The sequence below is a fragment of the Bordetella genomosp. 5 genome (assembly GCF_002261315.1).
In the GTDB taxonomy this organism is placed as follows: Bacteria; Pseudomonadota; Gammaproteobacteria; order Burkholderiales; family Burkholderiaceae_B; genus Bordetella.
Genome location: NZ_NEVP01000017.1, coordinates 13,529 through 39,391, shown reverse-complemented (window position 1 = coordinate 39,391; position 25,863 = coordinate 13,529). Strand labels below are relative to the sequence as shown.

Below are 25,863 nucleotides of genomic sequence, written 5' to 3'. Positions count from 1 at the left end.
TCGTTCCTTCAGTAAATGTCGAACAGGCCGGCCGCGCCCATGCCGCCGCCCACGCACATCGTCACGACGGCGCGGCGCGCGCCACGGCGGCGGCCTTCGAGCAGGGCGTGGCCCACGAGGCGCGCGCCGGTCACCCCGAATGGATGGCCCAGCGCGATCGCGCCGCCGTTCACGTTCAGGCGTTCCATCGGGATGCCGAGCTTGCGCTGGCAGTAAAGCGCCTGCGAGGCGAACGCCTCATTGAGTTCCCACAGATCGATGTCGTCGACGGTGAGACCGTGGCGCGCCAGCAGGCGCGGCACGGCGTAGACCGGGCCGATGCCCATTTCGTCGGGCTCGCAGCCCGCGACCGCGAAGCCGCGGAACGCGCCCAGCGCCTGTAGCCCCGCGCGCTCGGCCTCGCCGGCTTCCATCAGCACGAGCGCCGCGGCGCCGTCGGAAAGTTGCGAGGCGTTGCCGGCGGTGATGCTGTTGCCGGCGCCACGCACGGGCTCGAGCTTGGCCAGCGACTCATAGCGCGTGCCGGGCCGGTTGCAGGTGTCGGCGTCGACGGTGACCTCGCGCTCTTCGGTGGCGCCGGTCGCCTTGTCGGTGACGCGCATGCGCGTCGTCACCGCGATGATTTCTTCCGCGTAGCGGCCCGCGGCCTGGGCGGCTTCGGTACGGTCCTGGCTCTGCGCGGCGAACCTGTCCTGATCTTCGCGGCTGATGCCGTAGCGCGCAGCCACGATGTCGGCCGTCTCGATCATGGGCAGGTACAGCTCGGGCTTGTGCGCGAGAATCCACGCGTCCATGCCGCTCTGGCCGTCGTCGCGCGTGCGGATCTGCGACACGCTCTCGACGCCGCCCGCGATCATGGCCGGGGCGCCGTCGACAATGATGCGCGAGGCGGCGGACGCCACAGCCTGCAGGCCCGAGGCGCAATAGCGATTGATGGTCGCGCCGCCCACGCTCACCGGGAGCTGCGCGCGGATCACGGCCTGGCGCGCCACGTTGCGGCCGGTCGTGCCTTCCGGATAGCCGCAGCCGATGAGCGCGTCTTCGATCAGGTCGGGGTCCACGCCGGCGCGGTCGACGGCCGCCCGTACCGCATGCGCGGCCAGGGTCGGGCCATCGATCAAGTTGAACTCACCGCGATGGGCCTTGGTGATGGGGGTGCGCGCGGTGGCGACGATGACGGCTTCACGCATGGGTTTTTCCGGTGGCAGACGAGTTGAGACTGGCAAAGTCCTGGCCGCGTTCGACCAGGGCGACGAGCAACGGCGCGGGGCGCCAGAAGTGCGGGTCGTCCTGCGCGAAGGCCTGGATATCGGCGAGCACGTTGGGCAGGCCCATCCGATCGGCGTGGAACAGCGGACCGCCAAGGTGTCGCGGAAAGCCATAGCCGCGCAGGAACACCACGTCGACATCGGACGGGCGCTGCGCGATGCCTTCGTCGAGCACGCGCGCGGCTTCGTTGATCATCGCGGCGAGGTAGCGCCGCATAATGTCCTCCTGCGTGAAGGCGCGCGGCGTGATGCCGGCGCGTTCGCGTTCGGCGTCGATGATCGCGAGCACTTCCGGATCGGGCGTGCCCTGGCGCGCCCCGTCCGCGTAGCGATAGAAGCCGCGCCCGGTTTTCTGGCCGAACCAGCCGCGTTCGCACAGGCGGTCGGGAATCTGCACGTAGCGCAACGCCGGGTCGCGCGTGGGTGCGCGACGCTTGCGCGTGGCCCAGCCGATATCGCCGCCGGCCAGGTCCGCCATCTGGTACGGTCCCATCGGGTACCCGAACTCGCGTACCGCGGCATCGATGTCGTAGGGCGATGCGCCGTCCTCGAGCATGAGGTCGGCCGCCTGGCGATAGACTGCGAGCACGCGGTTGCCGATGAACCCGTCGCATACGCCCGCCCGCACGGCCGTCTTGCCCAGGCGCTTGGCAAGCGCGAAGCCGGTCGCGATCGTGTCGGGCGCGGTGGCCTCACCCACGACCACCTCGACCAGCTTCATGATGTTGGCCGGTGAAAAGAAGTGCAGCCCCAGCACATCCTGCGGCCGGCCGGTGGCGGCCGCGATACGGTTCACGTCCAGATAGGAGGTGTTGGTGGCCAGCACGGCTCCCGGACGCGCCACGCGGTCGAGTTCACGGAACACCCCGCATTTCACGTCCATGTCTTCGAACACGGCTTCGATGATCAGATCGGCCTCGGCCAGCGCGTCGTAATGCGTGGCGCCGGTCAACCGGGCCATCCGCTCCGATTGCTGCGCCGCGCTCAGGCGCTGGCTCGCAACCAGTCTCGCGTAGACGTGCTCCACGCGTTCGCGACCGCGTGCGAGCGCCGCGTCGTCCTGTTCGAGCATGATGACGCGCAAGCCGGCATCGATCAGGCTGACGGCAATGCCGGCGCCCATGGTGCCGCCGCCGATCACGCCGCAGACCGAGACGGGGCGTGGCGAAGCGTCGCCGATCTCGGGCACGCGCGCCGCCTCGCGTTCGGCAAAGAACGCGTGCACGAGGCTGGCGCGTTGCGGACTGTCGACGCACTCCAGGAACAGCTTGCGTTCGAGGGCCTGTCCTTCGTCGAAGGGCAGATCGAGCGCCGCGCGCACCGCCTGCACGATGCGGGGCGGCGCGCTCAGGCCGCGGGCCTGCCGGGCATTGCGTGCCTCGGCGGCCTCCAGGGCCTCGAGGGCGGCGGCCCGGTCGGCCAGGCCGCGCGCGTGTCGGGTCGGGCGCAGCGGCAGGCCGAGCGCGAGACGCGCTTCGATCCATGCGACGGCCGCGGCTTCGAGCGGCTCGTCGGTCAGCACCGCGTCGATCAGGCCGGCGTCGAGCGCGCGGGTCGCGGTGATCGGTTGGCCGCTCAGCATCAGGTCGAGGGCAGGGGCCGCGCCCATCAGGCGCGGCGCGCGCTGCGTGCCGCCGGCGCCCGGCAGCAGACCGAGCGTGACTTCAGGCAGGCCCAGGCGGGTGCCGGTGGCGGCCACGCGGTAGTGCGCGGCCAGCGCCAGTTCCAGCCCGCCGCCCAGCGCGTGGCCGTGCAGTGCCGCGATCACCGGCTTGGCGCTCGCTTCGATGTGATTGCAGACCTCGGGCAACGAAGGGGATAGTGGCGGCTTGCCGAACTCGCGGATATCGGCGCCAGCGCTGAACTGGCGGCCGCTGCCCAGGAGCAGGATGGCGCGCACGGCGTCATCGTTTTGCGCGGCGGTGATCGCGTCGTGCAGCGCGCGGCGCACGGGCGCGCTCAGCGCATTCACGGGTGGATAGTCGAGCGTGAGAACGAGCAGGGTGTCCAACCGGCGCGCCTGTACGGCGCCGGTGGCGTGGGTGTCTGCCATCGGGCAATGTCTCCTTGCGCGCTGCCTGCGGTCTGGGCCGGGAAACGCGTCGATGATGTTGTGCTTTTATTCTTTCTCAGCAAATCTTTCTTGACAATGGCATCGGTCATTGACATCGCGTCAAAGAAGATTTGACAATGCAGGCGATTGACCCCGATCGCCACGAGAGAGACAAGGCTTGGACACCAAATCCCTGACCCTGCTGGTCGAGATCCTCGACGCGGGCAACCTGAGCGAAGCGGCGCGCCGCCTCAAAATGACGCGCGCCAACGTGAGCTATCACCTCACGCAGCTCGAGCGCTCGGTGGGCATGCAACTGGTGCGGCGAACCACGCGGCATGTCGAGCCCACCGAGGTCGGCCTCAAGCTCTATCAGCACGGACGTGCCATCCGCGAAGAGCTGGTGGCCGCACGCGAGTCGATCGATACGCTGGGCAAGACGCCGCAGGGCCGCGTGCGCCTGAGCGTGCCGAGCGGCTACGGGCAGTTCGTGATGCAGCCGTGGTTGCTGGCGTTCAAGCAGCAGTACCCGGATATCGTGCTCGACGTGCTGTTCGATAACAGCGTCGAAGACCTGCTGCGCAACGAGGTCGATATCGCCGTGCGCATCATGTCCGAGCCGCCGCAGAATCTCGTGGCGCGCGAACTTGGGCAGGTGGGCTACGTGGCCTGTGCCTCGCCCGAGTACGTGGCCCGGGCGGGCGTGCCGCAGGAGCCCGCGGCGCTGTCGCACCTGCCGGTGATCTGCGCAGCGGTGATCGGGCGGCCACTGCGCCTGTCGGCCTATCGGGGCGGCACGCGCGAGCACGTCATCCTCGAGCCCACGCTGGTCTCGCGCAATTATCCTTTCCAGCGCGCAGCGGTGCAGGCTGGCATCGGTATCGGCGTGGTGCCCGATTACGTGGTCCACGAAGACATCGCACGGGGCGATCTGGTCCAGCTCCTGCCGCAGTGGCGGCTCAGCATTTACGGGCGGGGCATGTACATGCTGTACATGCCCAACCGGCACCATCCCCGCGCGATCGCCATGATGATCGAGTACATCCTGGCGCGTGCCCAGGAGGCGCACGAGGGGCGGCCCGGCTTGCTCGCGCCGGCCGCGCGAGCCGCGATATAGTCGTTGCACGGAGCGCGCCGCCTGGCGCGCCATGCTGGAGGGCAAGGCCATGACGACCGTGCGTTTGCTGAGCGACGATGAAGTGCGCAGGATTCCCGAAGCCTGGGCGGTGTTCGAAGACATCCGTGCCACGCGCAAATCGGATTTCGTTAACAACTTCTGGCGCGCACTGGCCAATGATCCGCCCGCGCTGGCGCGCACCTGGGCGCAGCTCAAGGTGGTGATGATGAGCGAGGGCGAGCTCTCGCCGCTGGTGCGCGAGATGATCTACATCGCGGTGTCCACGGCGAACGGCTGCTCGTACTGCATTCATTCGCACACCGCCGCCGCCAAAGCCAAAGGCATGACCGATCGGGCGCATGCCGAGCTGCTGGCGGTGATCGGCATGGCCGCGCAGACCAATGCGCTCGTCACCGCGATGCAGGTGCCGGTGGACGAGGCGTTCCAGGTGAAGTGAAGGGCCGACCGCCGCCGGCGCGGCCGGTTGCGCGGCGGCGCCACACGTAAAAAAGCCCGCGCGATCGCTCGCGCGGGCTTGTTGCCGGATGCCGCGCGGCGCGGCAGCGGCGGTTACTTCAGCTCGCTGACGGCGCGCGCGATGCGCTCCATCGCGGTGCGCAGCTGTGCCTCGGACGTGGCATAGCTGATGCGGAAGTACGGCGCCAGGCCAAAGATGCTGCCCGGCACCACGGCCACGTCGTGGTCGTTGAGCAGGTAGGCGCAGAAGTCCGCGTCGGTCTCGAGCTTCTGGCCCTTGGGGGTCGTCTTGCCCAGCACGCCCTCGCAGTTGGCGTAGGTATAGAACGCGCCTTCGGGACGGCGGCAACGAATGCCGGGGATCTCGTTGAGCGCGTCCACCACCAGGTCGCGGCGCTTGCGGAACGACTCGCGGCGCTCGGCCAGGACCTCTTGCGGACCATTGAGCGCTTCGATCGCGGCAGCCTGCGTGACCGAGCACGGGTTGGACGTGCTCTGGCTCTGCACCACGGCCATGGCCGCGATGAGTTCCTTGGGGCCGCCGGCGTAGCCGAGGCGCCAGCCCGTCATGGCGTAGGCCTTGGACAGACCATTCACGGTCAGCGTGCGATCCGCCAGACGCGGCTCCACTTGCACCATGGTCTTGAAGGCGAAGCCGTCATAGATCAGGTGTTCGTAGATGTCGTCGGCCAGCAGCCACACGTGCGGGTGGCGCAGCAGCACTTCGGCGATGGCGCGCAGACGCGCTTCGTCGTAGGCCGCGCCCGACGGGTTCGACGGCGAGTTCAGCATCAGCCAGCGCGTGCGCGGGGTGATGGCGCGCTCGAGGTCGGCCGGGTCCAGCAGAAAGCCGTTTTCTTCGCGGGCATCCACCTGCACCGTGACGCCGCCGGCGATGGTGATCATGTCGGCGTAGGACGTCCAGTAGGGCGTGACCACGATGACTTCGTCGCCGTCGTCCAGCGTGGCGAGCAGGGCGTTGTGAATGACCTGTTTGGCGCCGGCGCTGGCCGTGACCTGATCCAGACCGAATTCCAGACCGTTTTCACGCTTGAACTTGTTCACGATCGCGGTCTTGAGCGCGAGGGTGCCGTCGAGCAGCGTGTATTTGGTCTCGCCCGCCGCGATCGCCCGGACCGCGGCTTCTTTGACGTTGTCCGGCGTGTCGAAGTCGGGTTCGCCGGCGCCGAGCACGATCACGTCCCGGCCTTCGCGCTTGAGCTGGGCCGCGCGCGCGCCGATGCGCAGGATTTCGGAGACTTCGATCTTGGCGATGCGTCGGGCGCGGCGCAGTACCGGTTTGCCCGAGGAGGTAGCAGAAGTAGACATGGCTTGCTTTGCTTCAGGTGAGGTCGGCTAGACGGCGGCCGTGACCATGATTTCAACGAGGATGTCGGGAGCGGCGAGTTCGATGGCGCCGCAGCACCGCGCCGGCGCCTGGCCGGGCACGATCCACGCATCATAGACGGCATTCATGCCGGCGAAATCTTCCATGCTCTTGAGCCAGATCGTCACGTTCAGCGCGCGCGATTTGTCGGTGCCCGACGCGGCCAGCATCTCGTCGACCTTGGCCAGCACCTGACGGGTCTGGCCGCCGATGTCCTGCGAACGGTCGTCGGCGGTGTGGCCCGCCAGATACACGGTGTTGTTGTGGATCACCGCGCGCGAGCGGCGGGCGTTCTGGTCGAGGCGGGTGATAGGCTGGCGATCGCTCATTGCTGGGCTCCCTGGCCGCTCACACGGCGTGCGTGGTTCAGTGCGGCCTGGATCAGGTTGTCGCTGGCTTCCGGCGTGCGGAAGGCCGAGTGGGCCGACAGCACGACGTTGTCGAGTTCGTACAGCGGGTGCTGGGCGGGCATGGGTTCGACTTCGAACACGTCCAGGCCGGCGGCGCCCAGCTTGCCGCTCTTGAGGGCGGCAATCATGGCGGCTTCGTCGACGATGGCGCCACGGGCGGTGTTCACCAGGATCGCGCCGTCGCGCATCTGTTGCAGGCGCTGGGCCGACAGCAGGCCGCGGGTTTCGTCGTTGAGCAGCAGGTGCACGGACACCACGTCGCTTTGCGCGAGCAGTTCGTCGAGGGTGACGAAGGTCACGCCAGCGTGGGTCTTGGGGCTGCGGTTCCAGGCCAGCACCTTCATGCCGGCGCCCTGCGCCAGGCGAGCCACTTCAGCGGCGATACCGCCGAAACCGACCAGGCCGATGGTCTTGCCGGTGAGTTGCACGGCGTCGGTGCGCAGCCAGTTGCCGGCGCGCATGCCGCGGTCCATCTTGGCGAAACCCTTGGCGGCGGTCCACATCAGCGAGAACGCGCACTCGGCCACTGCCGTGTCGCCGTAGCCCTTGATGATGTGCACTTCGATGCCGATCTCGGCCAGCTCTTCGGGGTTCATGTACGAACGCGCGCCCGTGCCGAGAAACACGACATGCTTGAGCGCCTTGCACTGGCGCGCGATGTCGGTGGGCAGGTGGGTGTGATCGATGATCGCGATCTCGGCGTCGCCCAGCTTGGCGGGGATCTGGTCCGGCGTGATGTCGGGCTGGCGATTGATCTCCAGCTTGGGATCATCGGCGCGGTGCAGGCGTTCGGCCACGGCGGACAGCGTGGGGTTGGCATCGAGGAAGACAGCTTTCATGGGGATCCTTGAGAGAGTCGAGGGGTGAGTGTCAGGCAGGGGGCAACAGGCTGGTTTCGGCCAGCCTGGCTTCTGCGTAATCGGCGAGCGCATTGCCCATGTAGATCTCGGCGTAGCCGCGCCGCGTGAGCTCGATCAGGTGATCGAGGTGATGATCGATGTGGCGCGCCATGAGGGCCTCGACGCGAGCGAGGTCGCGGGCGATCAGGGCGCGCACGATGTCGGGATGGTCGTTGTGCGTGAGCGAGCGGCGCGAACGCAGATCCATCCAGCGCGCGAACCGGATGCGCTCGTTGATGGACCGGATCGAGCGCTGAAACTCGGCATTGCCGGTGAGCGCGGCCATGCGCTCGTGAAATTCTTCGTCGCGCCACAGCAGACGGATCGCCTGGCCGTCGGTCTCGGGCTCATCGCGATGCAACTCGGCCAGCTCGAGCAGGGCGGCGAGTTCGTCGTCGGTGGCGCGCTTGCACACGGCGCGCACGATGCCGAGCTCGACCGTGGCGCGGTACTCGTAGAGCGCCAGGATCTGCTGGGCATCGAGCGTGCGCACCGTGTAGCCCCGGCTGGGCGTGGCCACCAGAAAGCCCTCGGCGGCGACGCGATTGAGCGCCTCGCGCACGGGCGTGCGCGACACGCCCAGGCGTCGCGCGAGCTCCACCTCGTTGATGCGCTCGCCCGGACGCAGGCGAAACGTGGTCGCCATGACCTTGATGCGGTCATAGATGTTGCTGGCGTGGGGCGCGGGCGCGGCGGTCATGGTGGTGCCGGGGATCCTGGCGGTGGCGGCCCGCAGCGGGGCGGGCGGCATCAAGTCTTTGATAAGTCGGCGTAATTCTGACGACACAGCTTGCCCTGGGGCAAGAAAAAACTGCTGTATCCGTTGCTGCATACAGATGATGATGCTTGGACTGTATGCAGTCAAGTGCTATCATTTTTTCACCCTTGCTCATTCCGAGACGCCCGCTATGACCTCTGCCAGTTCCGCTTCGCTTGCCGACCGCACCGGCGGCCAAATCCTCATCGATCAATTGCTCGCCCAGGGCGTGGAACGCGTGTCCTGCGTGCCCGGTGAGAGCTATCTCGCCGCGCTCGACGCGCTCTACGACAGCGGCGTCGAGGTAATCTCGTGCCGCAACGAAGGCGGCGCGGCCATCATGGCAGAGGCCTACGGCAAGCTGACCGGCCGTCCGGGCATCTGCTTCGTCACGCGCGGCCCCGGCGCCACCAACGCTAGCCATGGCGTGCACATTGCAATGCAGGACTCCACGCCGATGATTCTGTTCATCGGCCAGGTCGACCGCGCCATGAAAGAGCGCGAGGCGTTTCAGGAAATCGACTATCGCGGCATGTTCGGCGCCATCTCCAAGTGGACCGTCGAGATCGACAGCGCCGCCCGCGTGCCCGAAATCGTGGCGCGCGCCTTCCGCGTGGCGATGCAGGGCCGTCCGGGCCCGGTCGTGATCGCCTTGCCCGAGGACATGCTGGTCGAGGTGGCCAAGGTGGTCGATGCGCCGCGCGTCGAGCCCGCGCTCGCCTGGCCGGCGCCCGCCGATCTGCAGGCGCTGTCGGGTCTGCTGGCCAAGGCGCGCAAGCCCATCGCCGTGTTGGGCGGTTCGGGGTGGGACGAGCAGGCCTGCGCCGCGTTTGCCCGCTTTGCCGAGCGTGCGCAGCTGCCGGTGGCAACCTCGTTCCGTCGTGCCTCGCTGATCGACGCCGACCACCCGAATTACGCCGGCGATCTGGGCATCGGCCCGGACGCCAAGCTCAAGGCCCGCATCACCGAGGCCGACCTGATCCTGCTGGTGGGCGGCCGCCTGTCGGAGATGCCGTCGTCCTCGTACACGCTGCTCGACGTGCCGGTGCCGCAGCAAACCCTGGTGCATGTGCATCCGGGCGCCGAGGAACTGGGCCGGGTGTACCAGCCCGACCTGGCCATTCTTGCCTCGCCGCGCGGCTTCGCCGCCGCGCTCGAGCAGGTGCAGGTGCCGGCCTCGCCCGCGTGGGCCGGCAGCGCCGCCCAGGCCCACGAGGAATACCTGGCCTGGACCGACGTGCCGCGCAAGCTGCCCGGCGACTTCCAATATGGCGAGGTGGTGGCCTGGCTGCGTGACCGCCTGCCCGCCGATGCCGTGATCTGCAACGGCGCGGGCAACTACGCCGGCTGGCTGCACCGTCATCACCGCTTCCACCGCTACGGCACCCAGCTGGCACCCACCAGTGGCTCGATGGGCTACGGCGTGCCGGCGGCCGTGATGGCCAAGCGCCAACTGCCCGACCGCGCGGTGGTGGCCTTCGCGGGCGACGGCTGCTTCCTGATGAACGGCCAGGAGTTCGCCACGGCGGTGCAGTACAACGCGCCGATCATCGTCGTCGTGCTCGATAACGGCCAGTACGGCACCATCCGCATGCACCAGGAGCGCGACTACCCGGGGCGTGTGGTGGCGACGCAGCTGTCGAACCCGGACTTCGCCGCGATGGCGGTGGCGTTCGGCGGCCACGGCGAACGCGTCGAAACCACCGAGCAGTTCGCGCCCGCCTTCGAGCGTGCGCTGGCCAGCGGCAAGCCGGCCATCCTGCACTGCACGCTGGATCCCCGCGCCCAATCGCACGCCCGCGACTTCACGCCCAAGGGCTGAGCCGTAAGGGGGCTGGCCGCGGAGGCGCGGCTGGCCAGGTGCGGCTGGCGAGGTGCGGCTGGCAAGGTGCGGCCGGCGAGGTGCGGCCGACCAGTGCCCCCGCCGCTGCGCACCGCGGCGGCCTCCCGCCGTCGCGTCCTGTCACTCCTCCCTCGACGAATCCCGGGCGCGCCGCGTTCGCACGGCCGGCGGATCGACTAATATCCCGCCGTGCGCCGCGGCGGCCGATCCTGATCCCGCCCGGACCGCACGGTCTGCCTTGAAACCCCCGGCTTCGCGCGCTGTGCGTCGTTTTGCCCGCGGCGGGTGAGGGGCCATCGCCCACCCCCTGGCCGGGTGCAAGGCTTACGTGTCATCGTCCGGAGAATTCATGAGCGCTACCAGTGACAGCGTCGTCGACAAGGTCTACGAGCAGATCCGCCATATGGCGATCGGCTACGTATTCAAGCCCGGCGAACGCCTGAACGAGGTGGCGCTGGCCAAGCAGCTCGGCGTGTCGCGCACGCCGCTGCGCGAGGCGCTGAACCGCCTGAGCATCGAAGGGCTGCTGCGCTTCCTGCCCGGCAAGGGCTTCTATTGCCGCGATCTCGATGTGCACGAGATCTTCTATCTCTACGAGCTGCGTAAGGCCATCGAAGTGTCGGCGATCAAGCTGGCGATCGAGCGCGCCGAAGAGGCCGACATCCGTGCGCTGATCGACTTTCTCGATGCCACCGGCCCGGACGCCGGTGAACGTGACATCGCCGAGCTGGTCGATCTCGACGAGATGTTCCACGAGCGCGTGCTCGGCATGTCGAACAACGTCGAGATGCTGCGCGTACTGAAGAACGTGAACGCGCGCATCCGCTTCGTGCGCTGGATCGACATGAAACGCGCCGACCGCCCCGCCTCGCAGGACGAGCACCGCCGGCTGGCGCATGCCCTGCTCGCGCGCGACGAAGCCGCCTGTGTCGCGATTCTCGAAAAGCACATCGGCCGCCGCATGGACCAGATCGTGGTGGCGATCCGCGAGGGTTACGCGCAGATCTACATGAGCGGCATCCCCGCCTGAGCGACCGCGCCGGCGCGCGATGCGGGGCGCAGCAAGCCGTTGCGACTTGTGACGTCGTGGGCGGGGCGACCTGCGTACACTCGGACGCTCTCGTTACGCCGGCCGTTTCGCCATGTCGCTGCCCGACCCCGCCGTCCGATCCCCGATCCGCTCCGTGACGCACGGCGATGCGCCCGACGCCTGTCGCCGCGGCCTCCTCGCCATGATGGGCGGCCTGGCGCTGGGCCTTCCGTGGCCGGGTTCGGCGGCCACCCCCTCCAGGAGCGCTTCCCGCATGCAGGCCTACGATCTCGTCATCGAACATCGCAGCGTGCCGGCCGATGGACCGCGCGGTCATGGCTGGTGCTTCGGGCTGCCGCCCGGCATCACGCCGGCGCAGTGGCCGCTCGACCCCACCAACGGCTACCCGCTCTCGCACGGATTCACGCTGTTGCTGCCGCCCGAGTATCGAGTGCGGGGCGCGGATCTGGTGGCGCTGTCGTTCTTCGGCATCGCGCCGGATCACAATGACGGCGGACCGGCCGAGGTCGCGGAAGTCAAAGCGTTCTATGACAGCTGGCGCGACGGCATGGACGTGCCCGCCGATCCCGAGCTGCTGCCGTTCTGGCGCGCGCAACAGAGCGCGCACCCGCATCTGCACCGCATGCGGGATCTGCTCGGCTGCCCGTATGCGGTGATTTTCCATACGCAGGCCTCGTTCGAGGGCGAGTTCTGCGAGCCGCCCGCGCTCGAGCCGAACCGCTATCGCGACCGACTGCGCGCGCCTGCGTGGATGAACGTGGGCTCGGCGGCGGCGTTCTGGGGCTATGACCACGCATTGTCGCCGCCGATCGACCAGGGTTTCTACCGCGAGATCATCGGCGAGGATCCCGGGCGCACCCCCGGCTATAACCGCGCCATCGCCTGGTCGCCGCGCCGCACGGACCCCAACGCCGGATTGGCACCGCTGGAAGATCCGCCGGCCGGCGAGGGGCAGTATCAGCGCGAGTTCTATTGGGAGGGCGGGCAGGTCGCGCGCGAGCATTACCGCGAGCATGCGTGGGCGCGCGACCTGAAGCCCAACCATATCGGTGGGACCATGCGGCCGGCGCAGGCCATTCCCGACGGGATCAGCCCGTATTACATCGAGTTCGAAGAAACCTTCGGCGGCTACAACTTCGGCACCGGCAACGCCTGGCTCGATCTGCAGCACCTCACTTTTGACTGGAGTCAATGATGGCAGGACGCGCTATGCGCACATCACCCGCTAGCCTCGCAACCCGCGATGGCCAGGCGGCGCAGTTGGTTTTACATGCCGAACCCCGGCGGGCGCGGCTGTCGGCTTTGCGGTGCGCCGCGGCCGGGTTGCTGGCGCTGACCGCCTGCGTGGCGCATGCCGAGCAGGCGCCACGCACCTACCATTTCAGCGGCGCCGAATTGCTGGCCGCGATCGAGGGCAACATGCCGTCGGGCAATGCCGATGTGGGCCAGCGCCAGCGCGCGTCGGCGGCCTTCGGACAGGCCTATGTGGTCGGAGTGGCCGATCTGAGCCAAGGACGCCTGTGGTGCACACGCACCGGCGTGCTGCCGCACGAGCTGGTGGACCGCGTGCACACCTATCTCACCGATCTGCCGGCCAACGCATTACGCGGCAACGCGGCCACGCTCACGGGTCAGGCGCTGCGGCGCGCGTTCCCGTGCGCAACGCCGGCCGGCGGCCGCTGAACACGGCGGCTGCGGCGTTCAGTTGGGGCTGATGTTGGCGCGCTGCGCCAGTTCCTTCATCTGCGGCAGCTCTTTCTGAATCAACGCGGCGCTTTCCGTGGCGCCGACAAAACCCGATTCGAAGCCCAGGTTCTCCAGCGTCTCGCGCACGGCCGGGGAGTTGGCGGCCGTGCCCAGACCCTTTTCCAGGCGCGCTTTTACGTCGGCCGGCAGGCCCGCGGGCGCGGCGATCAGCAACCACGAATCCATCGCCACCGACGGGTAACCCAGCTCGGCAAAGGTCGGCACGTCGGGCATCAGGCTCGAACGCGCCGGGCTCGAGATCGCGAGCACGCGCACCTTGCCTTGCTTGCTCTGCGGCAGGGCCGCCGCAACCGTGTCGACCGCGAACGGGATCTGGCCGCCGATCAGATCGGTCATCGCGGGGGCGCTGCCCTTGTAGGGGATGTGCGTCATCTGCAGCTTCGCGGCATGAATGAAGGCTTCGGCCATGAAGTGGGCCGACGAGCCCGAGCCGAACGAGCCGTACGGCGGCGGCTCGCTCTTGTGCGCATTGGCGTAGGCCACGAATTCCGGCAGGGTTTTGACCGGCACATTCGGATTGGCCAGCAGCGCCAGGCCGGTGCGGCCGATGATGCCGATGGGGTCGAAGCTCTTGACCGGGTCGTAGGGCAGGTTGGCCTGGATGGCCGGATTGACGGTAAACGTCGTGCCCGGGCCGGCCAGCAGCGTGTAGCCGTCGGGCGCGGAGCGCGCCACATAGCCCGCGCCGATCGCAGTCGCCGCGCCGGCGCGGTTCTCGACCACCACGGTCTGTCCCAGCTCCTGCCCCAACTGCTTGGCCACGACGCGGCCCAGCGCGTCGGTCGCGCCGCCGGCAGGGTAGGGGATGACGAGTGTGATCGGGCGGGAGGGGTAGTTGTCCTGGGCGCTGGCCGGAGCCGCGAAGAACGGGGCGGCCGCGAGCGACAGGCTGGCGGCGAGCAGGGCTTTCTGAATCATGGACTTCTTCTGGTGAGGCAACGTGCAAGGGCCGCCATTGTCCCGGAAAGCACGCGCCTGCCACCACGCGGGGCTAGACCGACGAGCAATAAGCTTATGGCGCGGGATCAGTGGCGGCCACGCGCCCCGGACCCAGGCGGCGGCCACCGTGCCCGCCGCCTGGGTCCGGCCACGCGCGGCGTGGAACCGAAGCGCGACTCGCGTTACTCACGCCCTTTGGGCGTGTGCATGTCGCGCGGGCCCGCCATACGCCATCGGGTGTCGTCCGTGTCCGTCTCCTCCCTGTTATCGCGTCTGCGTCTGCCGCCTCTGCCGCCGCAGAAGCGGCCCGCCGATCTCGTTTACGCCGCGCCCGACCTGCCGCCGTCCGGCGCGCTGCTCGGCCTGGGCATGCAGCACGCCGCCACCGCGCTGGCGCTGATCGCGTATGTGCTCGTGGCGGCACACATGGCGCAGTTGCCGCTGGCCGCCACCAACAGCCTGGTCACGGCCACCGTCCTCGGGATGGCGCTCGCGACCCTGCTGCAGGCCTGGGGCGGCCGCGTGGGGGCGGGCGCCTTGATCGTGCACATCCCCGATCCCGTGATCATCATGACGGCGGCCGCGATCCTGGTGCATTACGGCCCGGGCGGGCTGGTGGCCGCGGGTCTGGTCAACGGCCTGGTCGGATTCTTCGTGGCGCAGGTGTTGCCGCGCCTGCGCGCGCTGTTTCCGCCCACGGTGGCGGGCGTCGTCGTGTGCCTGACCGGGCTGTCGCTCGTGACGCCCGCGCTCGAGCACAGCACGGGCATGGGCGACGGCGGGCCGCTCGATCTGCACGCGGTGTTGATCACGACGGTGGCGCTGGCCGTGGTGGTCGGCATGTCGGTGTGGGGCACGCGCCGCATGAAGCTCTTCGCGCTGCTGAGCGGCTTGCTGGCCGGCGTCGTCGTGGCGGCGCTGTTCGGTCGCCTCTCAGGCGGCGAGCTGCTCGCGGCCGCGCCGCTCTTTGCCTTGCCGGCGCTGCCGGTACCGGTGCTCAACGTGGATCTCGGCCTGTTGCTGGCCGTGGCGCTGCTCTCGCTGATGGTGCAACTCGACACGCTCGGCACCGTGATCCTGATGAACAAGATGGACGATGCCGACTGGCGCCGCGCCGATATGCGCCGGGTGGGCCGCGGCATCCGCGCCGGCTCGATCTCGGCCATCGCAGGCGGCTTTCTCGGCGGCCTGCCGAGCTCGACGTCGTCGGCGAACATCGCGCTCTGCCACATCAGCCGCTCGACCTCGCGCTACGTCGGCATCGCCGCCGCCGCGCTGCTGGCGCTGGTGGCGTTCATGCCCAAAGGCACGCTCGCCCTGACGCTGATCCCCACGCCGGTGATCGGCGCCGTCGAGATCTACGCCGCCGCCTACCTGATCGTCTCCGGCGTCGAGCTGATCGCCTCGCGCGCCATGGACTCGCGCGCCATCTTCATGGTGGGCCTGTCGGTCGTGGCCGGCATGGGCGTGATCCTGCTTCCCGCGCTGCCGCGGCATGCCCCCGAGGTGCTGCAGTTTGTCGTGAGCAACGGCGTGATCCTGGGCGGCATCATCGCCATCTTGCTGAACATGATCTTCCGGCTCGGCACCTCGCGCCGCGCGGCCCGGGCGATCGATCCGCTGCCCGAGTCGACGGCCGACTATCCCCATCCCCCGCCCGACGCGGCCACCGCCATCGTGCAGTTCGTCGAGCACCAGGGCGGCGTGTGGGGCGCCCGCCGCGACATCGTCCACCGCGCCGCCGCCGCGGCCCTCGAAGGCGTCGAAGCCATCGGCCAGGCCGACGGCCGCCGGCTGCTCCAGGTGCGCGGCACCTTCGACGAGTTCAACCTCGACATCGAACTCCTGCACAGCGGCCCGCCGCTACCGCTCGCAGGCGTCCCGGCCGACACCGCGCACCTGCTCGACACCGACGATGCCAATTTCCACGCGGCCCTGGACGCCGCGCTGGCCGGCGTCTCTACCGCCCTCCTCAAACGCCTCACCGACCGCGTCACCACCGGCGAGCGCAATGGGCAGGCGTATCTGAGGCTGCACTTCGATCACTGAGGCTTGGCCGCCGTGCAGAAGTGGGAGTCGGGCGCGAAGCAGCCGAGTGGCCCCGCGGCTCGATTGCTCCAGGTCGTTCAAAAGTACGGACTCGAAGTCCTGGCATAGGCGTTTGCCGTCGTGCCCGTCGGTGATTCGCTGCTTCGAGAGCACGCACTGGCCGGTCCAGCCGGCATTTGGCGCGGGTCGACCGGCCGCTCGCGTGCCGTCATGGCTGCTCAAGGCCTGCGCAATTTCCGGTGGCCGACCGTCCCGCCGTCGAATCCTCGCAAACTTTTTGCCAGCATCCGTGCACACGCGCGAAATTTCATGTATAGTTTCGTTCTTCGCGTTGGCCTGGTAGCTCAGTTGGTAGAGCAGCGGATTGAAAATCCGCGTGTCGGTGGTTCGATTCCGCCCCAGGCCACCAAAGATTCAAGTCAAAAAACCCAGCCTTCGCGCTGGGTTTTTTGCGTTTGTGCATTCAGTGTGCCAATGGATCGCACAGCCAGGTCGCCTCAGCGGTGATGTTCTGGTGAAGGCTCATTGGCTGCATCTCTTCAGGCGTTCCATGACGAGGTCGGCGCGCTCAGGTTCGGAAAGAAGGCCTGGCAGTATGTTGCCGAAGTCGGGATTCTCGATGAGTCGTGCGAACGTCGCGCCCACGGCTCGGCGCAAGTCGACGGGTGCGGCGCTCAATTCCGGCAAGTTCCTCGCGTCCGTCGATGATGTTCAATACATCTTCCATGTCATGGCTGCTCATGAAGTCGCCGCCGCCTCGACCAACGAAAGCTTCCAGTTTGGTGGCAATAAAGGCCACGGCGCTCATCGGCTTGATCCTGATGCCATTGCCAAGGTCCATGATGCCGGCGGTCTCGACCGCATAGGGATACCAGCGATTGGAGAAGCCCAGGACGTCCGGGTGCACGGGCACGAGGTCAAAGAGCACACCAGATTCCTTGCGGACCCAGCGGCAAATGAGCTCGCTACTCACATCGCGGGAGAACCGACGTGCCGCATGGCTTCTTCGAAGCGATGAAACATGGCGCGATTGGCCTCCAACACGGCATCCACGTCGCGCGTGGTGCGTACGGGGTCGGCCAACGTGTCTGTGATCCCGGTGGCTGCTCTTAATCACCGTCCCGCCGCGCCAGATGCCGCGCGGCATCCAGCTGCGCCACGTCGGTGACGCCCAGCATCGCCATATCGCGCGACACTTCCGCCGACAGCAGGCCGATCGCGTGCCGCAGGCCGGGCATGCCGCCCACCGCTGCCGCATAGCCGAAGGGCCGCCCGACGAATGCGCACTTCGCGCCCAGCGCCAATGCCTTCAGCACGTCGGTGCCGCGCCTCACGCCGCTATCGATCATCACCGGGATGTCCGGGCAGGCCCGCACGATCTCGGGCAGGGCGCGCAAGGGTGCGATGGCGTCGTCGAGCTGGCGGCCGCCGTGGTTGGACACGATGATGCCGTCGGCGCCGGCATCGCGGGCCTGGCGTGCGTCGTCGTCGCGCAGCACGCCCTTCACGACCAGCCGGCCGCGCCACTGCGCGCGGATCGCACGCAGGGTTTCCCAGTTCAGGTTGCCGCGCTCGGCAAAATCGCGCATCACGCTCGGCGAGAGAATGGGCGCGCCGCGCGTGGCGTAGTTGTTCTCGAAGTGCGGCATGCCGTGCCGCCACAGGGTGCGCAGAAAGGTCCCGAACAGCCAGCGCGGATGCGTGATGCCTTGCCACGCCAGGCTGACGCTGGGGCGCATCGGCGCCGAAAATCCGCTGCGCGTCATGGTCTCGCTGTTGGGCTTGACCTGCGTGTCGACGGTCACCACCAGCGTCTGGAACGCGGTCCTGGCGACCCGGTCGATCAGGGCTTCGATGGCCGCGCGGTCGCCGGGCAGGTAGGCCTGGAACCAGGCCTGCGGATGCGCCTCTGCCACGGCCTCGAGCGGGATCAGGGACGAGCCGCTCATGATCATGGGCACGCGCGCCTCGGCCGCGGCCTGCGCCATCACGACATCGCCACGATAGGCCGACAGCGCCGACAGGCCGAGCGGGCACAGCCCGAACGGCGCGGCATACTCCTGGCCGAACAGCGTGATGGCGGTGCTGCGCCGGGACACGTCCACCATCACCGACGGCCGGAACACGTAGTCGCGAAACGCGTTCCGGTTCTCGTCGTAGGACGCGCCCGTCTCGGCCACCGCCCGCAGGTATCCGAAGACCGGCCGCGGCAGATGACGGCGCGCGGCGGCTTCGAAATCGTCCAGCGATAGCACGCCGCGCAGGCGGCGTGGCAAAGAGGACGGTGCAGCTTGAGCCATGCTTCTATTACTCCGATTTGATGCCAGATTTGCGGACCAGGTCGCCCCACTTCACGCTCTCGGTCTGCATGTACTGTTTGAAGGCGGCGCTGTCGCGGCCCTCGATCTTCATGCCCTGTTCGCCCATCTTCGTGCGCGTGGCGGGATCGGCCAGCGCGGTCTTCACGCCGGATTCCAGCTTCTTCACGACCGCGTCGGGCGTGCCTTGCGGTGCATAGAGGCCGAACCACGTGAGCGCCTCGAAGCCTTTCAGACCCGACTCGGCGACCGTGGGGATCTCGGGCGCGGTGGGCGAGCGCTCCAGGCCCGACACCGCGATCGCGCGCAGCTTGCCGCTCTTGATGTGCGGCAGCAGCGTGGGCAGGTTGCTGAACATCAGCGGCACCTGGTTGCCCAGCACGTCGGTGATGGCGTTGGCCTCGCCGCGATACGGCACGTGCACCATCTTCACGCCGGCCATGGAATTGAAGAGTTCCATCGAAACGTGCTGCGGGCCGCCCAGGCCGGACGAGGCATAGGTCAGCTCGCCGTTTTTCTCTTTGGCGTACGCAATCACGTCCTGCACGGTCTTGAGCGGCAAGGACGGGTGAACCACCAGCACCAGCGGTACCGAAGCCACCAGCGAGACCGGCACGAAATCCTTGATCGGATCGAAGCGCAGCGAGGGATACATGCCCGGCGCCACCACCATCGTCGATTGCGTGCCCAGCAGCAGCGTGTAGCCGTCGGGCTGGGCGCGCGATGCCGCCTCGGCGGCGATGGTGCCCGTGGCGCCCGCGCGGTTCTCGATGACGTAGGTCTGCCCGAAGGCCGCGCCCAGGCCATGGCCGAGCTGGCGGGCGACGTTGTCGACGGCGCCGCCGGCAGAGAAGCCCACCAGGATCGTGGTCGGCTTGCTGGGATAGGCGTCGGCGGCATGGGCGGCGGCGCCCATCATCAACGGGGCGGCGATGACACCGGCCAGGGTGGCGCCAAGCAGGCGCCGGCGCGTCTGCGCGGTCAGGGGATGCGGCATGGTTTGTCTCCGTAATGTCGCGGCTGCGACTTGATATGTTTTTTATGTATCGGGTCGTGCAGGTACGGCCGTGCTGCGGGTCGTTCGGGTAGTGCGGATCACTCGGATCGTCCGGGTCGTTCAGAGCGTTCGGATCGTCCAGAGCGTTTGGGGCGTTCGGGTCGCTCGGATTGTTCGGGTCGTTCGGGTCGTGCGAGTCGTTCAGATCGTCCCGGTCGTTCGGATCGTCCCGGTCACGCGCAACGTGCGCGTCACTCCAACCCCCGCCGCGGGCGACAGGAGTCCCGCCGTGCCGCGGCCAGGGCGCGCGGCACGGAATCACTCGCGTCGAAAGCGCGCGAAAACTTACTTCTGCGTGTCGCGCCAGCTCTTGTAGCGGGCGGCGGCGGCTTCGTTGGGCGGGTAGAGGCCGGGCAGCGGCACGCCGGCATCCACTTCCTTCATGATCCAGCCCTCCAGGCGCTCTTGTTCGACGGAGGCCTCGACCACCTCGTCGATGAGGTTCGCCGGAATCAGCACCGCGCCATCCCGATCCAGGACCAGGTAGTCGTTCGGGAACACGGCCACGCCACCGCAGCCGATGGGTTCCTGCCAGTTGACGAACGTCAGGCCGGCCACCGAGGGCGGGGCGGCGGCGCCGCTGGCCCAGACCGGCAGCTCGGTGCCCAGCACGCCTTCGAGGTCGCGCACGGCGCCGTCGGTGACCAGCGCGGCCACGCCGCGTTTTTTCATGCGGGCGCACAGGATGTCGCCGAAGATGCCCGCGTCGGTCGAACCCATGGCGTCGACCACCGCGATCGCGCCCTCGGGCATGGCTTCGATCGCCGCCCGCGTCGAGATGGGCGAGGACCACGAGGCGGGCGTGGCCAGGTCTTCGCGCGCCGGCACGAAGCGCAGCGTGAAGGCACGGCCCACGATGCGCTTGCCTTGCGGCACGAGCGGGAAAGCGCCGCGCAGCCAGACGTTGCGCAGGCCCTTCTTCAGCAGCACGGTGGTGAGCGTGGCGGTGGTCACGCCTTCCAGCGCGCGTTGGATCTTGGGATCGATGGGCAAAGCTTCGACGGACATGTTCACTCCAAAAAGACCACCCTCGCCATTCCCGGCGGGGAACGCCGCGGGCCGAACGCCTGTGCGGCCGAGGGGCCATTCACGATGGACTCAGCCAGGGCGACTGCCCTGACACCGGTCATTGTGGCCATGCTCAAACTGAACCACAATTTGCTTTTAGAACATTGAGAACGAAGGATTTGTGGATTCATGGATACCCGCTACATCGACACCTTCGTACTCGTGGCCGAGTGCGGCTCCATGGCCGAGGCCGCCCGCCGCATGAGCATCACGCCCACCGCCCTGGCGCAGCGCATGCACGCGCTCGAACGCGAGTTCGGCGTCCCGCTCTTCAGCCGCTCGGGGCGCTTCGTGCGCATCACCGAGGGCGGCGCACGCCTGCTGGAGCGCGCACGGCGTTTCCAGCGCGAAGTGCGGGCGCTCAAGACCGCGGTCTCGACGGAGGGTTTTCCGGGCGGGCTGCGCATCGGGTCCATCCGCACCGCGCTGGGCAACATGGTCCCGCAGGCGCTCAAGCACATTGCCGAGCGCCATCCGGGTCTGGATGCCATGATCGACCTGGGCGCGTCGCACGAGCTCTATCACCAGGTGATCGCGGGCAAGGTCGACGCCGCCTTTCTGGTCGAACCGCCGTTTCGCACGCCCAAGTCCTTCACCTGGCACACCTTGCGCGTGGAGCCGCTGGTGTTGCTCGTGCCGGCGGCGACGGCCGGGGTCGAGCCCGACACGCTGCTGGTCCGGGAGCCGCTGCTGCGCTATGACCGGCGCACCTGGGGTGGCTCGCTGGCCGACCAATACCTGCAGTCGCGCAACCTGAATCCGCGCGAGCGCTTCGAGCTCGACTCGCCCGACGGCCTGGCCGCGTTGGTGGAGATGGGTCTGGGCATCGCGCTGGTGCCGAATTGCTTTCGGCCGGGGGCGCTGCCCGCGGGCGTCGCCGTGGTGGCGCTGCCGCGCAATACCCTGGCGCGGCGGCTGGGGTTGTTGTGGCCCCATCATTCGACCTACGGCCGCCTGTTCGAAACCCTGGTGGCCGCCATGGAGGCGCCGCCCGCCGCGGCCTAGCGCCCGCGGCGGCGCGGGGCCGGCTATGGCGCCTCTACCACAGACTCCCGACTGCCGGGGTAGGGTATCCGGGTCTACCCGGGGCAGGGGGGTATAATCTTTTTCGGTCGCTGTTACAACTTAGCAGCTTTGCGCCGGACGGGTCGCACTTGTCCGAACCCTCATGTCAGTCGCCGTTCTTGCCTTCGGTCTGAATCACACCTCCGCGCCGGTCTCGGTGCGCGAACGTGTTTCCATGCCCGCGGACTTGCTCAAGCCCGCGCTGGACGGCTTGCGCCTGGCGTTTGGCGGATCGGTGCGCGAAGCCGCGATCCTCTCGACCTGTAATCGCACCGAGATCTACTGTGCCGCCGACGCGGTCGCCGCCGAGCAGCTGCCGGCCTGGCTGGCCGAGCATCACAGCCTCGAGACCTCCGCGCTGTCGCCCCACCTGTATCGCCATCGTCAGGACGACGCCGTGCGCCACGCGTTCCGCGTGGCCAGTGGCCTCGATTCGATGGTGCTGGGCGAGCCGCAGATCCTGGGCCAGATGAAAGACGCGGTGCGCGCGGCCGACGAGCTCGGCTCGCTCGGCACCTTGCTGCATCAGCTGTTCCAGCGCACCTTCTCGGTCGCCAAAGAGGTCCGCTCCCAGACCGCCATCGGCGCGCATTCGGTCTCGATGGCCGCTGCCGCCGTGCGTCTGGCCGAGCGCGTCTTCGGTGACCTCGGTCAGGCCCGCACGCTGTTCATCGGCGCGGGCGAGATGATCGAGCTGTGCGCCACGCACTTCGCGGCGCAAAACCCCAAATCCATGGTCGTGGCGAATCGCACCGTCGAGCGCGCCGAGACCCTCGCTGGCCGTTTCTCGGCCAGCACCATGAAGCTGGCCGATCTCACGGATCGCCTGGCCGAATTCGACGTGGTGGTGTCCTGTACGGCCAGCTCCCTGCCCATATTGGGTCTGGGCATGGTCGAGCGCGCCACGCGTCTGCGCCGTCACCGTCCGATGGTCATGATCGACCTGGCGGTGCCGCGCGATATCGAGCCCGAAGTCGGCCGTCTCGACGACATCTATCTGTACTCGGTCGATGATCTCGGCCGTCTCGTGCAGAGCGGCACCGACGCGCGTCGCGCGGCGGTGGTGCAGGCCGAGGCCATCATCGAGACGCGCGTTCAAAACTTCATGCACTGGATGCAGTCGCGTGAAGTGGTGCCCGTGATCCGCGACCTGCATCAGGCCGCCGAAGACGTCCGCGCCGCCGAACTCGAGCGCGCCCGCCGCATGCTGGCGCGCGGCGAGTCGCCCGAAGCGGTGCTCGAGCAGTTGGCGCATGGCCTCACGCAGAAGTATCTGCATGGCCCGCTCGCCGCGCTCAACCGCAGTCAGGGCGAAGAGCGCAAGGAACTGCTGGCCTGGGTGCCGCGCCTGTTCCCCGGCCGCGACTCCCGCCGTTAGCGGCGCCCCTACACGCCGCGTCTGATGCCGCGTGCGCTGGTCGCACGCGCGCCCGTTTTTTATTTTCTTCGAGTTGATCCCATGAAATCGTCCATGCGCAGCCGGTTGGAGCAGCTGGCTCACCGTCTGATTGAAGTCGATGCCTTGCTGGCGGATCCCGAAAGCGCGTCCGACATGGATCGTTTTCGCAAACTCTCGCGTGAACGCGCCGAACTCGAGCCCGTCGTCGAAGCCTTCAAGACCTTCCAGGCGACCGAGGGCGATCTGGCCACCGCGCAGGAGATGCTCTCCGATCCCGACATGAAGTCGATGGCGGAAGACGAGATCAAGGCCGGCCGCGCGCGCATCGAAACGCTCGAAGCGGATCTGCAGGTGCTGCTGCTGCCGCGCGATCCCGACGACAGCCGCAGCCTGTTCCTCGAAATCCGCGCGGGCACCGGCGGCGACGAGAGCGCGCTGTTCTCCGGCGACCTGCTGCGCATGTACTCGCGCTATGCCGAGCAGCGCGGCTGGCGCGTCGAGATCATGTCCGAGAGCGCATCGGAGCTGGGCGGCTACAAGGAAGTGATCGCGCGCATCGACGGCGACGGCGCCTACGGCCGGCTCAAGTTTGAATCCGGGGCGCACCGCGTCCAGCGCGTGCCCGCCACCGAGGCTCAGGGCCGCATTCACACCTCGGCCTGCACCGTGGCCGTGATGCCCGAGGCCGACGAGATGAGCGACATCGTCATCAATCCGTCCGACCTGCGCATCGATACGTTCCGCGCGAGCGGCGCGGGCGGCCAGCACATCAACAAAACCGACTCCGCCGTACGCATCACGCACCTGCCCACGGGCCTGGTGGTCGAGTGCCAGGACGACCGCTCGCAGCATCGCAATAAAGACAAGGCGATGCAGGTGCTGGCCGCCCGCCTCAAAGACAAGGAAATGCGCGAGCGCCAGAGTAAGGAAGCGGCCGAGCGCAAGAGCCTCATCGGCTCCGGCGACCGCTCCGAGCGCATCCGCACGTACAACTATCCGCAGGGCCGCGTCACCGACCACCGCATCAACCTCACGCTCTACAAGCTGGGCCACATCATGGAAGGCGACCTCGACGAGCTGACGGGCGCGTTGCTGGCCGAGCGTCAGGCCGAGCTGCTGGCCGCGCTGGGCGACGACATCTGATCGCCATGGCGCAGATCAAGGACCTGCTCGCCGACCCGCGTCTGCCGCGTCTGGAGGCGCGCATGCTGGCCGAGCGCGCGCTGGGCCGCACGCGCGCCTGGATGATCGCGCACGACACCGACGCGCTCACGGCCGCGCAGCACGAGGCCTACCAGGCCCTGGCGGCGCGGCGCATCGCCGGCGAGCCCATGGCTTATGTGCTGGGCGAACGCGAGTTCATGGGACATGTGTTCGCCGTCTCGCCGGCCGTGCTGATCCCGCGCCCCGATACCGAGCTGCTGGTCGAGACCGCCCTGGCGTTTCTGCGCGAACGCCCACGCGCGCGCGTGGTCGACCTGGGCACGGGCAGCGGCGCCATCGCGGTGTCCGTGGCGCTGGGCGCGCCCGAGGCCGACGTCCGTGCGACCGACCTGAGCGCCGATGCGCTGGCCGTGGCCGGGGCCAATGCGGCGCGGCTGGACGCGCGCGTCACCTTTCATCAGGGCAGCTGGTATCAGGCCCTGCCGGCCGATGCCGTCTTCGATCTGATCCTGTCGAATCCGCCCTATATCCATCGCGACGATGCGCATCTGACGCAGGGTGACCTGCGCTTCGAGCCGCCGGGCGCGCTCACCGACCACCAGGACGGCCTGTCGGCCCTGGCCGAGCTTGCGCACGGAGCCGTGGCGCGGCTGGCACCCGGCGGCGCGATCTGGCTCGAGCACGGCTGGGACCAGGCCGTGGCGGTGCGCGCGCTGCTGGTCCAGGCGGGCCTGCGCCAGGTCGAAAGTCGGCGGGATCTGGGGGGAATCGAGCGGATTTCCGGCGGCTACCTATAATTGACCCATGCAGTCTGAACAACCGCTTCCTATTTTGCGAGACCTACCATGAGCGACGTCCAAGAATTCATCCGTGAAACGGTCACCCAGCACCCGGTGGTGCTGTTCATGAAGGGCACGGCCCAATTCCCGCAGTGCGGCTTTTCCGGCCGTGCGATCCAGATGCTGAAAGGCTGTGGCGTGAAGAAGCTGGTGACCGTCAACGTGCTCGAAGACGACGAAGTGCGTCAGGGCATCAAGACCTTCTCCAGCTGGCCCACCATTCCGCAGCTCTACGTGCAGGGCGAGTTCATCGGCGGCTCCGACATCATGGGCGAGATGAACGAAAGCGGCGAGCTCAAGAAGCTGCTCGACGAAGCCGGCGCCACCGTTTGATGGCAAAGCGCAGGCTCGTCATCGGCATCACGGGCGCCACGGGCGCCCTGTATGCCGTGCGCATGCTGCAGGCCCTGCGCGGCGTGGACGACGTCGAATCGCATCTCGTGATCTCGTCGTCGGGTGTGCTCAACATCAAGCACGAGCTCGACATCGGGCGCCACGAGGTGCAGGCGCTCGCGGATCACGTCCACAGCATCCGCGACGTGGGCGCCACGCTGGCGAGCGGGGCCTTCCAGACCGCGGGCATGGTGATCGTGCCGTGCTCCATGCGCACGCTCGCCGCCGTCGCGCATGGTCTGTCCGACAACCTCATCACCCGCGCGGCCGACGTCACCCTCAAGGAGCGCCGCCGCCTCGTGATGATGGTGCGCGAAACGCCGTTCAATCTGGCGCACCTGCGCAACATGACCGCCGTCACGGAAATGGGCGGCATCGTGTTTCCGCCGTTGCCGGCGTTCTACCATCGCCCCACCTCGATCGAGCAGATGATCGACCACACCGTGGCGCGCGTGCTCGAGCTCTTCGAGATCGAAGTGCCCGGGCCGCACTGGGAAGGCATGTAGGCGCGTGGCTGGCCGGCGCGCAGCACATCTGCATTCA

General features: G+C 68.2%; 24 protein-coding genes and 1 tRNA gene. 14 read left to right on the top strand and 11 right to left on the bottom strand.

Going from position 1 to position 25,863, the window contains the following annotated elements; all coding sequences use genetic code 11:
- Positions 1-8: 8 nt before the first annotated feature.
- Positions 9-1,190 carry an acetyl-CoA C-acyltransferase gene (locus CAL25_RS23270; protein ID WP_094804510.1) on the bottom strand — a complete coding sequence of 394 codons (1,182 nt, stop codon included), beginning with the start codon at positions 1,188-1,190 and terminating at the stop codon, positions 9-11.
- Complete coding sequence (locus CAL25_RS23265) at positions 1,183-3,321, bottom strand: 3-hydroxyacyl-CoA dehydrogenase NAD-binding domain-containing protein (protein ID WP_094804508.1); 2,139 nt, start codon at positions 3,319-3,321, stop codon at positions 1,183-1,185. Before CAL25_RS23265 ends, CAL25_RS23270 begins: the two co-directional genes overlap by 8 nt.
- A gap of 178 nt (positions 3,322-3,499) precedes the next feature.
- Here CAL25_RS23265 and CAL25_RS23260 point away from each other — a divergent pair, with 178 nt between their 5' ends.
- Both CAL25_RS23260 and CAL25_RS23255 read left to right on the top strand, forming a co-directional pair.
- Positions 3,500-4,438 (top strand): LysR family transcriptional regulator, encoded by a 939-nt coding sequence (locus CAL25_RS23260; RefSeq protein WP_094804506.1) that lies wholly within the window; start codon positions 3,500-3,502, stop codon positions 4,436-4,438.
- Between the two features lie 49 nt (positions 4,439-4,487).
- Positions 4,488-4,895, top strand: a complete 408-nt coding sequence (locus CAL25_RS23255) for a carboxymuconolactone decarboxylase family protein (protein ID WP_094804754.1) — start codon at positions 4,488-4,490, stop codon at positions 4,893-4,895.
- Positions 4,896-5,008: 113 nt separating this feature from the next.
- Here the strand turns inward: CAL25_RS23255 and CAL25_RS23250 are convergent, their stop codons facing one another.
- Genes CAL25_RS23250 through CAL25_RS23235 form a run of 4 tightly spaced genes read right to left on the bottom strand, consistent with a single transcriptional unit; the run spans position 5,009 to position 8,362 of the window.
- Positions 5,009-6,244 carry a pyridoxal phosphate-dependent aminotransferase gene (locus tag CAL25_RS23250; RefSeq protein WP_094804504.1) on the bottom strand — a complete coding sequence of 412 codons (1,236 nt, stop codon included), beginning with the start codon at positions 6,242-6,244 and terminating at the stop codon, positions 5,009-5,011.
- A 27-nt stretch (positions 6,245-6,271) separates the two neighbouring features.
- On the bottom strand, positions 6,272-6,631 hold the full coding sequence (locus CAL25_RS23245) for a RidA family protein (RefSeq protein WP_094804502.1): 360 nt from the start codon (positions 6,629-6,631) through the stop codon (positions 6,272-6,274).
- The gene (locus tag CAL25_RS23240; protein WP_094804500.1) at positions 6,628-7,551 is read right to left on the bottom strand and encodes an NAD(P)-dependent oxidoreductase; all 924 of its coding nucleotides are present in this window, start codon (positions 7,549-7,551) and stop codon (positions 6,628-6,630) included. The genes CAL25_RS23245 and CAL25_RS23240 overlap by 4 nt, the downstream gene beginning before the upstream one ends.
- Positions 7,552-7,582: 31 nt before the next feature.
- Complete coding sequence (locus CAL25_RS23235; protein ID WP_249279214.1) at positions 7,583-8,362, bottom strand: GntR family transcriptional regulator; 780 nt, start codon at positions 8,360-8,362, stop codon at positions 7,583-7,585.
- 157 nt (positions 8,363-8,519) lie between these two features.
- Between CAL25_RS23235 and CAL25_RS23230 the strand changes: the two genes are divergently transcribed.
- The 4 genes from CAL25_RS23230 to CAL25_RS23210 all read left to right on the top strand — a co-directional run bounded on the left by CAL25_RS23230 (position 8,520) and on the right by CAL25_RS23210 (position 12,945).
- Positions 8,520-10,190 (top strand): thiamine pyrophosphate-binding protein, encoded by a 1,671-nt coding sequence (locus CAL25_RS23230; protein ID WP_094804498.1) that lies wholly within the window; start codon positions 8,520-8,522, stop codon positions 10,188-10,190.
- 370 nt (positions 10,191-10,560) lie between these two features.
- On the top strand, positions 10,561-11,241 hold the full coding sequence (locus tag CAL25_RS23225) for a GntR family transcriptional regulator (protein WP_094804496.1): 681 nt from the start codon (positions 10,561-10,563) through the stop codon (positions 11,239-11,241).
- A 112-nt stretch (positions 11,242-11,353) separates the two neighbouring features.
- Positions 11,354-12,457, top strand: a complete 1,104-nt coding sequence (locus CAL25_RS23215; protein WP_212590934.1) for a hypothetical protein — start codon at positions 11,354-11,356, stop codon at positions 12,455-12,457.
- A 128-nt stretch (positions 12,458-12,585) separates the two neighbouring features.
- Entirely contained in the window at positions 12,586-12,945 is a 360-nt protein-coding gene (locus tag CAL25_RS23210; RefSeq protein WP_094804490.1) for a Rap1a/Tai family immunity protein, read from the top strand.
- 18 nt (positions 12,946-12,963) lie between these two features.
- Here the strand turns inward: CAL25_RS23210 and CAL25_RS23205 are convergent, their stop codons facing one another.
- Positions 12,964-13,947, bottom strand: coding sequence for a Bug family tripartite tricarboxylate transporter substrate binding protein (locus CAL25_RS23205; RefSeq protein ID WP_094804488.1), 984 nt, complete (start codon positions 13,945-13,947; stop codon positions 12,964-12,966).
- Between the two features lie 267 nt (positions 13,948-14,214).
- On the opposite strand from CAL25_RS23205, the gene CAL25_RS23200 reads away from it, so the two are divergent.
- Entirely contained in the window at positions 14,215-16,017 is a 1,803-nt protein-coding gene (locus CAL25_RS23200) for a solute carrier family 23 protein (RefSeq protein ID WP_170948584.1), read from the top strand.
- Positions 16,018-16,350: 333 nt separating this feature from the next.
- Positions 16,351-16,426 (top strand) — tRNA-Phe (locus tag CAL25_RS23190).
- A gap of 159 nt (positions 16,427-16,585) precedes the next feature.
- Here the strand turns inward: CAL25_RS23190 and CAL25_RS23185 are convergent.
- The 4 genes from CAL25_RS23185 to CAL25_RS23170 form a co-directional block, all read right to left on the bottom strand.
- Positions 16,586-16,945, bottom strand: a complete 360-nt coding sequence (locus CAL25_RS23185; RefSeq protein ID WP_212590933.1) for a hypothetical protein — start codon at positions 16,943-16,945, stop codon at positions 16,586-16,588.
- A 181-nt stretch (positions 16,946-17,126) separates the two neighbouring features.
- On the bottom strand, positions 17,127-18,317 hold the full coding sequence (locus CAL25_RS23180; RefSeq protein WP_094804484.1) for an alpha-hydroxy acid oxidase: 1,191 nt from the start codon (positions 18,315-18,317) through the stop codon (positions 17,127-17,129).
- Positions 18,318-18,324: 7 nt separating this feature from the next.
- The gene (locus CAL25_RS23175; RefSeq protein WP_094804482.1) at positions 18,325-19,332 is read right to left on the bottom strand and encodes a Bug family tripartite tricarboxylate transporter substrate binding protein; all 1,008 of its coding nucleotides are present in this window, start codon (positions 19,330-19,332) and stop codon (positions 18,325-18,327) included.
- A 345-nt stretch (positions 19,333-19,677) separates the two neighbouring features.
- Positions 19,678-20,400, bottom strand: a complete 723-nt coding sequence (locus CAL25_RS23170; RefSeq protein ID WP_094804480.1) for a ribonuclease activity regulator RraA — start codon at positions 20,398-20,400, stop codon at positions 19,678-19,680.
- A 189-nt stretch (positions 20,401-20,589) separates the two neighbouring features.
- Between CAL25_RS23170 and CAL25_RS23165 the strand changes: the two genes are divergently transcribed.
- From CAL25_RS23165 to CAL25_RS23140, 6 genes are all read left to right on the top strand, one after another.
- On the top strand, positions 20,590-21,465 hold the full coding sequence (locus CAL25_RS23165; protein ID WP_094804478.1) for a LysR family transcriptional regulator: 876 nt from the start codon (positions 20,590-20,592) through the stop codon (positions 21,463-21,465).
- A 163-nt stretch (positions 21,466-21,628) separates the two neighbouring features.
- Complete coding sequence (gene hemA, locus CAL25_RS23160) at positions 21,629-22,903, top strand: glutamyl-tRNA reductase (RefSeq protein ID WP_094804476.1); 1,275 nt, start codon at positions 21,629-21,631, stop codon at positions 22,901-22,903.
- Positions 22,904-22,984: 81 nt separating this feature from the next.
- Positions 22,985-24,067 carry a peptide chain release factor 1 gene (gene prfA, locus CAL25_RS23155; protein WP_094804474.1) on the top strand — a complete coding sequence of 361 codons (1,083 nt, stop codon included), beginning with the start codon at positions 22,985-22,987 and terminating at the stop codon, positions 24,065-24,067.
- A gap of 5 nt (positions 24,068-24,072) precedes the next feature.
- Entirely contained in the window at positions 24,073-24,885 is an 813-nt protein-coding gene (prmC, locus tag CAL25_RS23150; protein ID WP_094804472.1) for a peptide chain release factor N(5)-glutamine methyltransferase, read from the top strand.
- Positions 24,886-24,933: 48 nt separating this feature from the next.
- Positions 24,934-25,260 carry a Grx4 family monothiol glutaredoxin gene (grxD, locus tag CAL25_RS23145; protein WP_094804470.1) on the top strand — a complete coding sequence of 109 codons (327 nt, stop codon included), beginning with the start codon at positions 24,934-24,936 and terminating at the stop codon, positions 25,258-25,260.
- Positions 25,260-25,826, top strand: coding sequence for a UbiX family flavin prenyltransferase (locus CAL25_RS23140; protein ID WP_094804468.1), 567 nt, complete (start codon positions 25,260-25,262; stop codon positions 25,824-25,826). Before grxD ends, CAL25_RS23140 begins: the two co-directional genes overlap by 1 nt.
- Positions 25,827-25,863: the final 37 nt, after the last annotated feature.

Excerpts from the sequence above, each read along its gene's own strand:
- CAL25_RS23270 (WP_094804510.1), bottom strand. The coding sequence starts at position 1,190 with ATGCGTGAAGCCGTCATCGTCGCCACCGCGCGCACCCCCATCACCAAG.
- CAL25_RS23265 (WP_094804508.1), bottom strand. The coding sequence starts at position 3,321 with ATGGCAGACACCCACGCCACCGGCGCCGTACAGGCGCGCCGGTTGGAC.
- CAL25_RS23255 (WP_094804754.1), top strand. The coding sequence starts at position 4,488 with ATGACGACCGTGCGTTTGCTGAGCGACGATGAAGTGCGCAGGATTCCC.
- CAL25_RS23250 (WP_094804504.1), bottom strand. The coding sequence starts at position 6,244 with ATGTCTACTTCTGCTACCTCCTCGGGCAAACCGGTACTGCGCCGCGCC.
- CAL25_RS23245 (WP_094804502.1), bottom strand. The coding sequence starts at position 6,631 with ATGAGCGATCGCCAGCCTATCACCCGCCTCGACCAGAACGCCCGCCGC.
- CAL25_RS23240 (WP_094804500.1), bottom strand. The coding sequence starts at position 7,551 with ATGAAAGCTGTCTTCCTCGATGCCAACCCCACGCTGTCCGCCGTGGCC.
- CAL25_RS23235 (WP_249279214.1), bottom strand. The coding sequence starts at position 8,362 with ATGCCGCCCGCCCCGCTGCGGGCCGCCACCGCCAGGATCCCCGGCACC.
- CAL25_RS23230 (WP_094804498.1), top strand. The coding sequence starts at position 8,520 with ATGACCTCTGCCAGTTCCGCTTCGCTTGCCGACCGCACCGGCGGCCAA.
- CAL25_RS23225 (WP_094804496.1), top strand. The coding sequence starts at position 10,561 with ATGAGCGCTACCAGTGACAGCGTCGTCGACAAGGTCTACGAGCAGATC.
- CAL25_RS23215 (WP_212590934.1), top strand. The coding sequence starts at position 11,354 with ATGTCGCTGCCCGACCCCGCCGTCCGATCCCCGATCCGCTCCGTGACG.
- CAL25_RS23205 (WP_094804488.1), bottom strand. The coding sequence starts at position 13,947 with ATGATTCAGAAAGCCCTGCTCGCCGCCAGCCTGTCGCTCGCGGCCGCC.
- CAL25_RS23180 (WP_094804484.1), bottom strand. The coding sequence starts at position 18,317 with ATGGCTCAAGCTGCACCGTCCTCTTTGCCACGCCGCCTGCGCGGCGTG.
- CAL25_RS23175 (WP_094804482.1), bottom strand. The coding sequence starts at position 19,332 with ATGCCGCATCCCCTGACCGCGCAGACGCGCCGGCGCCTGCTTGGCGCC.
- CAL25_RS23170 (WP_094804480.1), bottom strand. The coding sequence starts at position 20,400 with ATGTCCGTCGAAGCTTTGCCCATCGATCCCAAGATCCAACGCGCGCTG.
- CAL25_RS23165 (WP_094804478.1), top strand. The coding sequence starts at position 20,590 with ATGGATACCCGCTACATCGACACCTTCGTACTCGTGGCCGAGTGCGGC.
- hemA (WP_094804476.1), top strand. The coding sequence starts at position 21,629 with ATGTCAGTCGCCGTTCTTGCCTTCGGTCTGAATCACACCTCCGCGCCG.
- prfA (WP_094804474.1), top strand. The coding sequence starts at position 22,985 with ATGAAATCGTCCATGCGCAGCCGGTTGGAGCAGCTGGCTCACCGTCTG.
- prmC (WP_094804472.1), top strand. The coding sequence starts at position 24,073 with ATGGCGCAGATCAAGGACCTGCTCGCCGACCCGCGTCTGCCGCGTCTG.
- grxD (WP_094804470.1), top strand. The coding sequence starts at position 24,934 with ATGAGCGACGTCCAAGAATTCATCCGTGAAACGGTCACCCAGCACCCG.
- CAL25_RS23140 (WP_094804468.1), top strand. The coding sequence starts at position 25,260 with ATGGCAAAGCGCAGGCTCGTCATCGGCATCACGGGCGCCACGGGCGCC.